Source organism: Pseudoalteromonas sp. CO348 (assembly GCF_004208845.1).
GTDB classification, from domain to species: Bacteria; Pseudomonadota; Gammaproteobacteria; order Enterobacterales; family Alteromonadaceae; genus Pseudoalteromonas; species Pseudoalteromonas maricaloris.
Map to the genome: position 1 here is coordinate 15,819 of NZ_SGPI01000002.1, position 14,467 is coordinate 30,285.

Below are 14,467 nucleotides of genomic sequence, written 5' to 3' on the forward strand. Positions count from 1 at the left end.
AGAGCAAGTGGCAAAAACATTATACGATAAAATTTGGCAATCCCATGTGGTTGCTAAATTAAACGAGCAAACCGATCTCTTGTACATTGACCGTCATCTAGTACACGAAGTCACTTCACCGCAGGCATTTGCGGGCTTAAGAGAGCAGAATCGTCCGGTAAGATGTCCAGAAAAAACCTTTGCGACAATGGATCATAATGTCTCGACCAAGAGCCGTTCGATTGATGCTGCCAGTGAGGTGAGCAAAAACCAGCTACAAGCGTTGGCACAAAACTGTGAAGAGTTCGGCATTGTACTTTACGATTTGAATTCGATTAACCAAGGTATAGTGCACGTAATGGGACCTGAGCAAGGGATCACTTTGCCAGGTACAACGATTGTATGTGGCGATAGCCATACCTCAACGCATGGTGCATTTGGTGCGCTGGCTCACGGTATTGGTACATCAGAGGTTGAACATGTGCTGGCCACGCAAACATTGCAGCAGAAAAAAGCCAAATCGTTAAAAATTCAGGTGAATGGCATCTTGCGTCCGACCGTGACTGCAAAAGACTTGATCCTCGCTGTGATTGGGCAATTAGGCACAGCTGGTGGCACTGGCTATGTGGCTGAGTTTTGTGGGACGGGGATCGAAGCGCTGTCGATGGAAGCGCGGATGACGCTCTGTAATATGAGTATTGAAATGGGGGCGAAAGCTGGCTTGATCGCACCTGACGAGAAAACCTTTGCGTATTTACGTGGTCGCCCATTTGCACCTCAAGGCGAAGACTTTGATGCTGCGGTGCGCTATTGGCAAACCTTGCATAGCGACCCGGATGCTGAATTTGATCGTGTCGTGGAGCTGGATGCTGATAGTGTGCAACCTCAAGTAACCTGGGGGACAAGTCCAGAGCAAGTCATTGGTATTAATGACTTAGTACCTAACCCTGACGATGAACCTAATTTAGTCAAAGCAGATGCGATGCGCAGCGCGCTGAAATATATGGGCCTCACAGCAGGACAAAGGCTAAGCGATGCCAAAGTCGACACCGTATTTATTGGCTCTTGCACCAATAGCCGTATTGAAGATTTGCGTGCCGCGGCACAAGTGGTGGTGGGCAAGCACGTAGCTGCAGGCGTTGAAGCGCTAATCGTCCCGGGATCTGGATTAGTAAAACAGCAAGCCGAACAAGAAGGCTTAGCCGATATTTTCAAAGCTGCCGGGTTTGAGTGGCGTGAACCGGGCTGCTCTATGTGCTTGGCGATGAACGATGATCGTCTTGGTGCAGAAAAACGCTGTGCATCGACCTCAAACCGGAACTTTGAAGGGCGCCAAGGGCGAGGTGGTCGTACGCATTTGGTGAGTCCAGCAATGGCGGCTGCGGCAGCAATTGCTGGTCACTTTACTGATATTCGAGGAGAGGCGTCATGAGCGTGTTTCATCAGGGCCTAGTTGCGCCATTAGACAAAAACAATGTTGATACAGACCAAATTATTCCCAAGCAGTTTTTAACTTCAACCAGCCGCGATGGGTTTGATAAAGCGCTGTTTTATGATTGGCGCTATCTTGAAGATGGCCAGCCAGATCCGAATTTTGTACTTAACTATCAACAATATCAGGGCGCGTCAATCTTGTTAACCCGTGACAACTTTGGTTGTGGTTCGTCTCGTGAGCATGCTCCTTGGGCACTAAAACAATATGGTTTTACCGTGATCTTAGCCGAGAGCTTTGCCGATATCTTTTTTAACAATTGTGGTAATAACCAAATGCTTTGCATTGCGTTACCAGCCAACACGTTAGATACGCTCTTCGATGCATGTGAGCAACAACCACAAGTGCATTTGAGTATTGACCTAGAAGCGCAGCAGATAAGCGGAGCGGGTATTGCACCAATTGACTTTGAGGTGCGAGAAGACATCAAAGCACGCCTCTTGAGTGGCCTTGACTTTATCGGTGAGACCGAATTATTAAATGCCCAAATTGATGCCTTTGAGCAGCAGCTTGCTACGATAAGACCTTGGCAATAATAGCTGTCTACTCAATTTGGTCGAATAATTTTGCCACAAAGCCAGAAGCTGATTAAGCTCTGGCTTTATTTTTTTTAGGTGTCTCCAATGAAAAAATTAACTTTAGCGCTACTCGCAACCTTGAGCTGCGCAGCCTTCGCGCGTCCTGCCCCGCTGGTTTCCATCCCAAGCCATGATGCATTTTTTGACGCTATTAAAGCGCACTGTGGCAAAGCCTACGAAGGTAAAGTAACGGTGGATAATCAAGGTCCAAGCAGTTTTAGCGATGCGCGTCTTGTGATGCACGTTCGTAAATGTGGTGACGCTGAGCTTCAAGTCCCATTTCATGTAGGAAAAGATGCTTCAAGAACTTGGATCATCACCAAAACAGGGAGTGGTTTGAGCTTAAAGCATGATCACCGTCATGAAGATGGCAGCGACGATGTTTCTACTATGTATGGTGGTCATACCCTAGATGCGGGATTTAATACCGTGCAGTCGTTCCCGGCTGATGAATACTCAAAACAGTTATTTGTCCAGCAAGGGATCCCACAGTCAGTCGGAAATACATGGCAGATGTATATCTATCCAGAGCAGTTTACCTATCGTTTAGTGCGTGAAGGGCGAGAGTTCCGAGTGGACTTTGATTTAACAAAACCGGTAACCGCACCAGCAGCACCTTGGGGATACGAAAACTAAACCCAGAGCGGGTTACTGAAAAAGATTTATAGCGCTAATAAAAATGTGTGGCTATTTGGCCACACATTTTACGTCTACTGTTAAGTCATTTTGGTAAGGTCTTGGCTCTAATGGCATCTTATCAAAGCCTTGAACGCCACCAAGTAATGTCAATTGTGGGTTACTGCCTTGGCATAAGCGTTTGGCATGGCGCAGCAAAAATACGCTTTGTTGCCTAAAATGCGCATAACTATCTGGCTTAATTGCCAGTCGAAAGTGGTCATCGTTATACGTGGTTTGCTCATAATGTACTTTGTGGTCAAAGTCATAGAGCTTTTCAGGTTCGCCTCGTGGAACCGGTGTATATTGGCATGCCGAGAGCAGTGTTGCACCTACGACTAGGGAACTTAGCTTTAATGAATTTAGTCTCAATGATAACTTACGCATAACTGTCCTTTTAGTCTGCTACATTTACAGTATATCACATGGGAGATTAGCCACTTGCTTAACCAACTTAAAAAACTATTTCAAAGCTTGCAGGAGTCGTCACCGAAACAAGAAATCGACTTTAATACCGCGCTTGCTGCATTACTGGTTGAAGTGATGCGAGCGGACGGCAAACTACAACAGTCGGAGTTCGATAAAATTGCGGAGCTACTCAAAACACGTTGTGAATTGCCTGAACCACAAGTCAGTGCACTGATAACGCAAGCACAGCAATTGGTGGAACAGGCGGTAGATATGTATTCTTTTGCCAAACAAGTGAATAATCACACTAGCGACATTGAGCGCATCGAGGTCATTGAGCTATTGTGGCACGTTGCTTATGCCGATGGTGAACTCGACAGCCATGAAGACCATATCATTCGGAAAATAGCCGGGCTGTTTTATGTTGCCCATGCCGACTTTATCGCAGCAAAGCTTCGCGCACAGCCAGAGTGATCGGTGCGCTGTTTTATACTAATCAATCGCTAATGGCTAACTAACTCCGTTTGGCAGCTACTGATAGCTTCTTTGATCATAAAGTTGACTAAGGTAGGAGAGATTTTATAAAGGTTGGCTATTTCTTTCTGTTTAAGTCTCCCATGACGATAAAAAGAAAGAATGTTTTGATGGCGGCGAGATAGCTTTCCAATTGTATCGTTGATCTTTCCACTCAGCTGCTCACTCTCATATTTAGATTCAACATCTATTTGGTGGTCAGTCAGTTGTTCAAAATGACTGGCCTCAATATCAACTAAATTTTCACGATTGAACTTTCTCAACATATCGATAGCGATATTTCGTGCAACTTGATAGCAAAAACTAGTTGCATTTTTGACGGCTTCATTCTGGCTTGTGGACATGCCAGCTAACCGAATATAGGTATCTTGCAAGGCATCTTCAGCTAAATACGGACAGCGTAAAATACTGGATAGGTATACAAGTAATTTTGACTCGTTTTCAGAAATAACACGCGACCACTTAACCGCAAATTGAGACACAGCTACTTACTCCTTAAGCATTTCAAAAATAACAACAACGCAAATGATAATAATTATCAGTTATTCTATTTTTTATAAAGGAGGGCTGTCAAGTGCAAAGTTTACTTTTTGTGTTTTATTTTTTTCTTATGATTAACAAAAGTATTGGTTTTGGGGATTTAACCATCAACGAAACTGCAATGCTGAGCGTCTGGATTTAATTTTGAGTGAAATAAAACTAAATAATTTTGCAGTTGAGGCGTCATTGCTAGCAACTTCGTTTATTTACAGTCTGGGTAAAAGTTATGAGCTTTGATAATGAAAATAGCACATTTAAAGTATTGATTAATCATGAAGAACAATACTCTCTTTGGCCAAGTTATAAATCAATTCCTGGGGGATGGCGTGAAGTAGGCTGTGAAGGAGACAAGCAGACTTGTCTTGATTATATCAATCAACATTGGACTGATATGAGACCACTGAGCTTACGTCAAGCTTTAACAAGCTGATTGCCCTAATTACCTGTTATCTATTTAGTATCGATGATTTTGTAATTTTTATGTTGCAATAGATCGGCCTATTTATCCGATTTTTTTCGTTAGCAGGCGTTAGAACGTGGCTGGATACCATTCAAACGTCGGTGATTTACGGAGTAAACTATGTCCGCCATTACAATAACTGACCATCTTATACATCATGCTGAAACCCAGCCGAATCAACTTGCGCTGGTCTGTGTTGAACGCAAATTGACTACGCAGTGGACTTATCAAACGCTACTTGAAAAAGTGATGCTTGTTGCCAGTCATTTTCAACAGTATGCAAAACCAGGGGATAGAGCCCTGATTTTGATGGAAACTGGTATTGAGTACGTTGCCAGCTTTTTAGCCTGTCAGTATTGTGGGATCACTGCTATTCCTAGCTTTCCTCCTGAATCGACGAAGCCACAACATCTCGCGAGAACAATAGGGATCGCCAAAGACGCCAGTGCGACTTTAATTCTTACCACTGCCCGTTTCAGTGAGACGGTGCAAGCTCTGACCGAACAAACTTCTGGTGCGTCGATGTTAAGTGTTGATGAGTTGCAGGAGATAAATATACCAGCTCAACGTGCCAATACAGCGCCAAATGACATTGCATTTTTGCAGTACACATCAGGTTCAACAGCAACACCTAAAGGGGTGATGGTTAGTCATGAGAACCTAATTGCGAATGAGCGAGCGATTAGCGAGCGGATGGAGACGACGAGCAGCGATGTTATGGTTAGCTGGTTGCCGCTATTTCATGATATGGGGTTAATTGGAGGCTTACTACAACCTTTATTTATGGGGTTTCCTCTGGTATTGACTTCTCCTCGTTACTTTATGGAAAGGCCTGTAAGGTGGTTGCAACTACTAAGTCAGTACAAGGGGACTATCTCTGGAGGCCCTGACTTTTCATTTCGATTGTGTTTGGAGAGAGTAAAGGAAAAAGTGCTAGAAGAGCTCGATCTGAGTCATTGGCGAGTTGCATACTCTGGGGCTGAACCCATCAGACACGATACACTCATTGACTTTGCTGAGCGCTTCTCCGCTTGTGGTTTAAACAAGCAGGCTATTTACCCATGCTACGGCCTCGCTGAAGGAACATTGATGGTGACTGGCAGTCACGCCAATCAAGGCGCGTATGTGACGGCATTTGATAGCGCTAAATTAGCCGAAGGTATTGCAAAGTCGGTTCCAAGTCAGGACTGGAGAAATACAGAACATTACCGCCATCAGGTCGGCTGCGGTATCGTCGCCAGTGAGCATTTCTTACGTATTAGCGATCCACAAACTCATCAGCAACTTGCAGATGGTTTGATTGGAGAAATATGGACTGCAGGTCCCAGTATCGCAGTAGGGTATTGGCAAAACGAAGAAGCGACACGAGCCACCTTTATCGAGCGAGATGGCAAGCGTTGGTTAAGAACAGGTGATGTAGGCTACATCTTTGATGGTCAACTCTTTATCTCAGGAAGAGAAAAAGATTTGATCATCATGAATGGCCACAATGTTTATCCCCAAGACATCGAAAGAGTGATTGAAGCGGAATTGAGCTTTGTGCGTAAAGGTCGAGTGTCAGCATTTCCAGTTCCAAGCGCGGAAACTGGAGAAGGGATTGGTCTTGCTATCGAGACCACGAACAGCTATCGAAACACTGTTGCGGCGGAGCTCACTGCTGAAGTAGTAAGAAATTTTATCAGCACGCAATTCGGCCACAGTCCCGAACTCGTACTACTGCTTGATCAGGGCATCTTGCCGAAAACATCTAGCGGAAAATTGCAGCGTAGTGCCTGTCTTAAACTATATCAAAGAGCACAGTTGGTGCCATACGGTGCTTTTGATAGCGAAGCGTTGCGCAATCTTGGGCAAGTAGAATGTACGGTAGAGGCATGGTCTGATTTTGAACAAGCGATCGCTAAGTCGTGGCAGCAGGTACTCAACTATCCAGTGACAAATAACCGAGCTAACTTTTTTTCTTTAGGCGGGAATTCACTCAAAGCGGTACGTTTAATTGCGTTGGTTCAAACACAGTTTGATTGTCAGCTGGAGACGACTTGTTTATTTAATGCCCCTGAATTTGGTGATTTTTGCGAGCTTATTAAACACAGTAAGGCGCAAAATACGAACAGGCTTCAGTTACTCCCAACGCATCAAATAGATCATCCTTTGAGCGCCCAACAGCAAAGGCAACTGTTTTTATGGCAACTGCAGCCTGAAAGCAACGCCTATCATATTGGGGCAAAAACCACTTTATTAGGCTCAGTGTCAATTGAGCATGTAGAGCAGGCTTGCCGTGTGGTGTTTGCCCGCCACCCAATCTTGAGACAGCAATTTATGAAAAGTGGAAGTGGGCAATGGCGACAGACTGCGTCATCTCGTCCATTAAACTGGTGTGTTGAAGATATGTCACATTTATCTCAGGAGCACCAATCCAGTTGGATTGCTAAATGGTATCAAACTCCCTTTGCCCTTATGGAGGGAGACTGTTTCAGGGTTGCACTGGTGGAGGTTGCGCCGCGACAGTTTACTTTATTGGTAGCGATGCATCACATTGTGGGGGATGCATGGTCCTTCGAGCTGTTGATAAAGCAAATAGCTGATATATATCATGCGCTTGAAAAAGGTACTGAAGTAAATATTGAGCAGAGTTTACTGCAGTACGGTGACTTTGCTCAATGGCAGCAAGATTGGCTCGAGAGTGCGGATGCAAAGCAGCAACAGACTTACTGGCTAGCACAGCTATCAGGTGATGGGGATGAGGAACTTATCACTACGCAGCGTGAAAATACGCAGCAAGGGTTACAGTCTAGATTGTTATGTGAGCAATTAGATTATCGCCAAGTTCAGCAACTCCAAGCCTTTTCACATCAGCAAAGTGCAAGTTTGTACATGTTGTTGTTAGCATCTTTGCAGGTCACGTTTTATCGTTTATATGGTAAGTCAAAGCCACGAGTTGGCGTTCCGGTTGCAAATAGACGCAGTGCCTCGACTCAAGAAATGTTAGGCTTTTTTGTTAATACGCAAGTGCTTACTGCAGATATTAACCCTGCCATGACGTTCGGGGACGTGATAGCTCAGGTAAAACAGCGCGCGCTAGAGGCGCAACAGTATCAAGATTACCCTTTCGAAAAACTAGTCGAGCTGTTAAACCCAGATCGCAACCTTGGGCACAATCCGTTATTCCAATTCATGTTTAACCATGTTGAGTACCAAGCAAGCCCTTGGCGTGAAAGTGCATCTGTGCAAGCAAGTACTGTGGAAGCGCTCAATCAAGAAGTACAGTTTGACTTTAGCTTAGATTCTAGATTGTTTAATGAAGGCCATCTTGATTTAGAACTTCAGTATAACGGTACTCTGTTCTCAAAAGCGCAGATGCAAAACTTTATGCAAAGCTGGCTCACCCTGCTACAACAGGCCGTTCGACACCCTAATAAAGCGATTGCGGAGTTAGTGATGGTGGCACAAGAGGGCGCATTATTAGCGCTTGGGAAGGGCAAAGCGAGCGCTGAAGAAAAAATCGACTGGCTTTCGCAAATCGCGCAGCATGCGAATGTAAGCGCTGAAGCAACTGCCATAATTTATCGCAATGAAGATTATAGTTATAGCTGGCTGTGGCAACGCGCATCTCGTGTTGCACAGAAACTTTCCGCTGCGGGCGTTGGAGCGGAAAGCGTGGTGGGGATCTTGTTACCTCGAACGCCAGAGATGCTGGCCTGTACCCTAGGATGCCTACTTGCTGGTGCGGGTTATTTACCATTGGATGCCAATTTCCCTGAAGCCAAATTAGCATTCATGCTAGAAGATGCCAACTGTTGCAAACTTATTAGTGAAGGTGTCTCAACTAACTCGGTATGGCAGGGCGATGTTTTTACACCTGCGGAGTTATTCGACACCTCAGGACTGGCGGATAAAATAAAGGATATTGGTGATATTAATCATCTTGCTGTGGCGTATCTAAACTATACCTCTGGCTCGACTGGAACACCTAAAGGAATAGCGATAGAGCATGGGGCGTTGGCAAAATACATTACGTCAGCTATCGACTTTATGGCGCTAACTGCAAAGGATGTGGTGTTGCAATTTGCGACTGCAAACTTTGATGCTTTCGTGGAGCAAGTGTTCCCAACTTGGACTGTGGGTGCGACCTTAGTACTTCGAGAAGATGCATTATGGGATGCGCAAACGCTTTATGCTCAGGCGCAACGACATCGAATTACCATCATGGATTTAAGTGCGGCTTACTGGCGTACGATCGCCGCTTCGTGGGCGCAACACGCTAAACATCATGGTGCGCTGGCGCTTCCTTATCTTCGTCAGGTGCATTCAGGTGGTGAAGCGATGTCGACAACTGGCGTCGCGGATTGGCGAGCTGCAGGGTTAGGTCATGTCAAATTGCTGAATACCTATGGGCCTACAGAGATTGTTGTAGAAGCAAGTGTATTTGATTGCACCGTACTTGAACCATTTGCCAATGTACCGATTGGTAATGCTATCCAAGGGCGACAGCTTTATGTGTTAGATAGTGCATTGCAGTTAGTGCCACAAGGTGAAGTAGGTGAGTTGTACGTTGGTGGTGATATTTTAGCGAGAGGTTATTGGCAGCAACGAGGATTGACAGCGTGTAAGTTTATCGCTGATCCATTTAGCCAAGATGGCGCTCGTATGTACGCTACTGGCGACTTGGTGCGTTGGCAGGGAGAGCAGCTGGAATACATAGGTCGTCAAGACCACCAGGTGAAAATAAGAGGATTTAGAGTTGAATTATCAGAAGTTGAAGCACAACTTTGCAACCTACCTACAGTTAAACATGCGGTGGTACAGCTGAGGGATACGCAAAACTCAGTAAGTTTAGTCGCTTATGTTGAGGCTGATGGTGTAACCGAAGTTGAATTGAAACAGGCGTTACAGCTGCAATTACCTCATTATATGATCCCTGATGCGATTTTGGTGTTAGATAAACTGCCTCTTTCTGAAAGTGGCAAATTAGAGCGTCATAAACTGCCGGATATCAAAGTGATGCAGAGCAGTGAAACGCCGAAAGCAAACGCAAGTGAGTTAGAACAGCAGTTAATCAAAGTATTTTCTCGCCACCTACAACGAGACTCCATTGCTATAGAACAAAACTTTTTCGACTTAGGTGGTCACTCCCTGTTACTGATGGCGATATACGATGAGCTCAAGCCTGATCATCCATCATTATCATTAACGGATCTATTCCAGTACCCAAGTATTGCCAGCTTAGCGAGTTATTTGACGACAACTGTCAGTGCGCAAAGCACATCACTGCCAACGTCAAATAATAAAAAACAAAAGCAAGCTATGAGTGCCTTTGCTGCCAAGAAGCGTAAATCAAGAGAAGTGTAACTAATGACAGAGCAAACATTTAATCCTTTAGATATTGCAGTGGTGGGAATGGCTGGGCGCTTTCCTGACGCCGATAACGTTGAAGCATTGTGGCAAAACGTTCGCAATGGTCATTGCGCTATTGAGACTTTGACAGAAGAACAGCTAACGGCTGCGGGGGTCAGTGAAGCACAGCGCAGCCACCCTGATTATGTCAATGCGTCCATCCCATTTGCAAACAAAGCTCAGTTCGATGCGGAGTTTTTTGGCTATACGCCAAAAGAAGCTACACAATTAGATCCTCAACAGCGCCTATTTCTGCAAACGTGTTGGCACGCTTTGGAGCATGCAGGCTTACCAGCGAGTGGCCAGTTCACAGGCGTATTTGCCGGTTGTGGTGTGCCAGCATACTTACTTAAACATTTATTGCCGCAGCAGCAAGACAATGACATCACCAGCCTCTTAGCGCTCACCAATGGCAATGAGAAAGACGCGCTGGCTACTCGCATTAGTTACGAACTTGATTTAACTGGGCCCGCGGTAACGGTGCAAACGGCTTGCTCAACCTCTTTAGTCGCCGTACACATGGCCTGTCGAGCATTGCAAAACTATGAGTGTGATGCAGCCCTTGCAGGTGGTGTGTGGCTCAATTTACTCGACGAACAAGGATATCTTGCCCCCGCTGGTGGTAGCTTATCAACCAGTGGTAAGTTGAGTGCATTTAGCGAACACGCCGATGGCATCTTAATTGGCAGTGGCACTGCTGCTGTGGTATTAAAGCGTGTGGAAGAAGCGATAGAAGATGGCGATCACATCTTAGCGGTGATTAAGGGATCTGCGATTAATAATGATGGCAGAGACAAGGTTGGCTATACCGCTCCGAGCGTCACTGGACAGGCTAATGCGATACGTGCCGCTTTGGAGTTTGCAGATGTCGAGCCGCGCTCCATTGGCTACATTGAAAGCCATGGTACCGGCACAAAACTTGGCGACCCAATTGAAGTCGCAGCACTATCACAAGTTTATCAGCACACTGAAAAACAATATTGTGCCCTTGGCTCAATTAAAGCAAATATTGGTCATTTAGACTCCGCGGCTGGTGTGACTGGTTTAATTAAAGCTATTCAAGCTTTGCGCCACAAAGAGATCCCGCCGAGCATTCATAGCTCGCCTCAAAATAGTAAAATTGATTTCGAAAACAGTCCGTTTTATTTACCGAAGCACGCGCAAACATGGGGTTGTGATGGTCCTCGCCGTGCTGCGGTCAGCTCGCTGGGAATGGGGGGGACCAATGCACACGTTATTTTGGAGGAGTACTTACCTGTACCTGAAAAGATTGAAAGCGCCCCCACGGCATGGCACATTTTACCGATTTCAGCGGCTAATACAGCCAGTTTAGCTAAGCAGCGTCAACAACTTGCAAAAGCCATAACGCAGAACCCACAGCAATTGACACTTATAGCTGCACAGCTGCAGCATAAAAAGCGTAGGCTGCCTGCAAATCAGGCCATTGTCGCAAAAGATGAAGCGCAGGCAATCGAGTTGTTAAATCGTGAATATGCCGATGAGATAGTGATAAAAGCAGAGCAGGTAGGCTTGCTATTTTCAGGGCAGGGCTCACAGTATGTGACGATGGCACAGCCTTTATATCGTCATGTTACAGAATTTAAGACTCACTTCGATGACGTACTAGCACGCTTCCCAAGCAAATTACGTGCAGAACTAGAAGCGGTATTTTTCCCCTCCGATGAGCAAATATTGGCGGCCAATCAACTCTTAAATCAAACTAGGGTAACGCAACCTGCATTGTTTGTTGTGGCTTATGCTATGGCTAAATGCTATCAAGCGCATGGAGTACAAGTCCATGCGATGTTAGGTCACAGTATCGGTGAATATGTTGCGGCTTGTTTAGCGGAGGTAATGTCTGTAGATGATGCCATTCATCTCGTTGTTGCAAGAGGGGAAGCGTTACAGCAAATGGCAGAAGGCGCGATGCTTTCTGTTATGGCAGACGCCAATACTATTGCACCTTTCCTCAATGCTGAACTGGATATTGCAGCCTATAATAGCCCGCAAAATACGGTGGTGGCAGGAACCAAAGCGGCGATTAAAATGCTGCAAGGTGAATTAAAAGAGAGGCAAGTCAGTTGTACCCGTTTACACGTCTCACACGCATTCCATAGTCATCTAACTGAACCTGTATTAGCAGTTTTTGCACAGGCGTTTGCAAAGATTGAGCTAAAAGCGCCGAAAATTCCTTTTGTTTCTAATATCACCGGGGAATGGATCACAGATAGCCAAGCGACCTCAGTACAATATTGGCTTGATCATATCCGTCAGCCAGTTGATTTTGCTAAAGGAATTCAAACACTGGCGCAAACATGTCAAGTATTAATCGAAGCAGGCCCCGGTGATACTTTGCAAAAACTGAGTAGTCAAAACCTCGGTGAGAAAGCATTAGTCCTACACTCAATTGCCCATGTAAGAGACCTAAAGTCCAGCGTGCCCCCGTTTGCGAAAACCCTTGCTACATTGTGGCAGTGCGGTCAGCGTGTTGATTGGCACAAAGTTACGAAATATCCCTATGGTCAAAAGATGCTTGCACCAGAGTATGCATTTGCAAACACAAGTTTCTGGCAAGCGGCACAAGGTAATCATGATGCTGTGACTGACGCGCAGGTCTCTGAGCCTGAACTATTAGCTCCGGTGTGGCAACAGGCGATGCAAAACCTTGCACCAAGCGCACCTTTGAGTGGTCAGCGCTGGCTAGTCGTCTGTGATGATAGCCCATTATGTGAAGCCTTAATGGAGGCGTTGAATGTAGAACAAGTTTCCGTACTACAGCTTTGGCATGGGAATGATTTTGTTCAGCAACAAGAGCAGGTTTATCGCGGTAATACTCAACAAATAGAAACGTTTGAGACCATTATGTCGCAAACTGGTGATATCGTTCGAGTCGTTGATTTAAGATTACTTGGGGCTGATAACCTGGCGTTTACTAGCCACTTGGCGCTATTGCAATGGGCTTCTGAACATAAAATAGGGGTAAGTTTAGTTGCTACTGGACTTTTCTCTGTGTTGGGCAATGAAGCGGTATCACCATCAAAAGCGACGATTTTAGGTGCAACTCGAGCCTTGTGTCATGAAGTCCCTGAGTTGTTGGTACAGGTGGTTGAAGTCGCAGAGGTAGAGTCATCAACAAACAGTAAAACCTTGGTTTCAACAATACTGAAAAACTTAGCACAGAAAAGCAGCTTAGAGATTGCTGTGCGTGGTAGAAGTGCTTTTAGCTTGTCACAGCAAACAGCACCTGAGGTGGTGACAACAGCATCGGGAGCGGATAATCCAGTTACCTTTATTACGGGGGGATTAGGAGGTGTAGCGCTTATTCTTGCGAATAAACTGGCGCAGCAAGGACATAAAATCGCGCTGTTGAGCCGCCGAGCCATACCCACTGCGCAGCAATGGCCTGAACTCGCTATTAATAACGAAAACTCAAAAGAGCAGGCATTATTTACTCAGTTGAATGAGTTAAAAGCACTCGCCCCAGATCTGATGGTGTTGCAAGGGGACGTAACAGACTTGGCAGCATTAACTTGTGCCATAGCCCAAGCCGAAGCGCAGCTCGGTCATATCAGTCACGTTGTTCATGCAGCCGGCGTAGCCGGAGGTGGTGTGTTATCTCAGTTAAGCCCGCAGCAAGTATCTGAAACCTTAGCTGCAAAAGTATCTGGTGCCAATAACCTATTACAGGCATTCGCACATCATCAACTAGCGAAGATGATATTTTGCTCGTCGCTCGCCTCTGTGCTTGGCGCCTTTGGGCAAGGTGACTATTGTGCTGCAAATGCGTATCTAGATGCGCTGCCTTATCAAGCTTTACCATTCCCTGTATGCACAATCAACTGGGATGGATGGGATAACATAGGTATGGCTGCTGGGCAACAAGTGGCGAGTGGCTTAGGGCTCAATCGTGAACAAGGTGCAGCACTGTTTATGCAAGCCATCTCTGCCGACTTGCCACATCTCTACGCAGCAGCCATGAACTGGGCACAACGAGAAGCTAAGTTGCAAGAGTTACTCACTACAGCAGTGATTGCCAATCCTAGCACTAACAGCGTGCAACAGGGAAAATCTCGTCCTGTTATGGATGTCGAATTTGAAGCGCCAGAAAGTGAGCTCGAACAACGTCTTGCAACACTATGGAGTGAGTCACTTGGCTATAGTGAAGTGGGTATTTTTGACAGCTTCTTTACACTAGGTGGTGATTCGCTTATTGCAATACAAATGATAGCGAAGGCTAAACAGGCTTTCGCTGTTGAGATAGCTCCAGCTGCATTTTTTGAAGACCCAACTATCGATAACCTAGCGTTTCTTATTGAAGAAGCGCTGCTCGCAGAGATAGAAAATCAATAACTAAAACGGGTGGCTATCACCCGTTTTTTGTATTTGCTTCACCTCTTACTTAAGTCCGCC

At 45.6% G+C, this 14,467-nt stretch carries 9 protein-coding genes; 7 read left to right on the forward strand and 2 right to left on the reverse strand.

The genetic code is table 11. The features are described 5' to 3' along the window. The first annotated feature begins 7 nt into the window (after positions 1–7). The 3 genes from leuC to EXT48_RS00420 all read left to right on the forward strand — a co-directional run bounded on the left by leuC (position 8) and on the right by EXT48_RS00420 (position 2,685). Positions 8–1,411, forward strand: a complete 1,404-nt coding sequence (gene leuC, locus EXT48_RS00410) for a 3-isopropylmalate dehydratase large subunit (protein WP_130163279.1) — start codon at positions 8–10, stop codon at positions 1,409–1,411. Continuing rightward, positions 1,408–2,007 (forward strand): 3-isopropylmalate dehydratase small subunit, encoded by a 600-nt coding sequence (gene leuD, locus EXT48_RS00415; RefSeq protein ID WP_130163280.1) that lies wholly within the window; start codon positions 1,408–1,410, stop codon positions 2,005–2,007. Before leuC ends, leuD begins: the two co-directional genes overlap by 4 nt. 87 nt (positions 2,008–2,094) lie before the next feature. Further along, on the forward strand, positions 2,095–2,685 hold the full coding sequence (locus EXT48_RS00420) for a hypothetical protein (RefSeq protein WP_130163281.1): 591 nt from the start codon (positions 2,095–2,097) through the stop codon (positions 2,683–2,685). A 51-nt stretch (positions 2,686–2,736) separates the two neighbouring features. Here the strand turns inward: EXT48_RS00420 and EXT48_RS00425 are convergent, their stop codons facing one another. Further along, positions 2,737–3,111, reverse strand: coding sequence for a hypothetical protein (locus tag EXT48_RS00425; protein WP_039494777.1), 375 nt, complete (start codon positions 3,109–3,111; stop codon positions 2,737–2,739). Positions 3,112–3,165: 54 nt separating this feature from the next. Here EXT48_RS00425 and EXT48_RS00430 point away from each other — a divergent pair, with 54 nt between their 5' ends. Further along, complete coding sequence (locus EXT48_RS00430) at positions 3,166–3,606, forward strand: TerB family tellurite resistance protein (RefSeq protein WP_010374385.1); 441 nt, start codon at positions 3,166–3,168, stop codon at positions 3,604–3,606. 29 nt (positions 3,607–3,635) lie between these two features. Here EXT48_RS00430 and EXT48_RS00435 read toward each other — a convergent pair whose 3' ends face one another. After that, positions 3,636–4,148, reverse strand: coding sequence for an RNA polymerase sigma factor (locus EXT48_RS00435; RefSeq protein WP_099031307.1), 513 nt, complete (start codon positions 4,146–4,148; stop codon positions 3,636–3,638). A 284-nt stretch (positions 4,149–4,432) separates the two neighbouring features. On the opposite strand from EXT48_RS00435, the gene EXT48_RS00440 reads away from it, so the two are divergent. From EXT48_RS00440 to EXT48_RS00450, 3 genes are all read left to right on the forward strand, one after another. Continuing rightward, positions 4,433–4,636 (forward strand): MbtH family protein, encoded by a 204-nt coding sequence (locus EXT48_RS00440; protein WP_099031308.1) that lies wholly within the window; start codon positions 4,433–4,435, stop codon positions 4,634–4,636. A gap of 150 nt (positions 4,637–4,786) precedes the next feature. Beyond that, complete coding sequence (locus EXT48_RS00445; protein WP_130163282.1) at positions 4,787–10,012, forward strand: non-ribosomal peptide synthetase; 5,226 nt, start codon at positions 4,787–4,789, stop codon at positions 10,010–10,012. A gap of 3 nt (positions 10,013–10,015) precedes the next feature. After that, positions 10,016–14,407, forward strand: coding sequence for an SDR family NAD(P)-dependent oxidoreductase (locus tag EXT48_RS00450; protein WP_130163283.1), 4,392 nt, complete (start codon positions 10,016–10,018; stop codon positions 14,405–14,407). Positions 14,408–14,467: the final 60 nt, after the last annotated feature.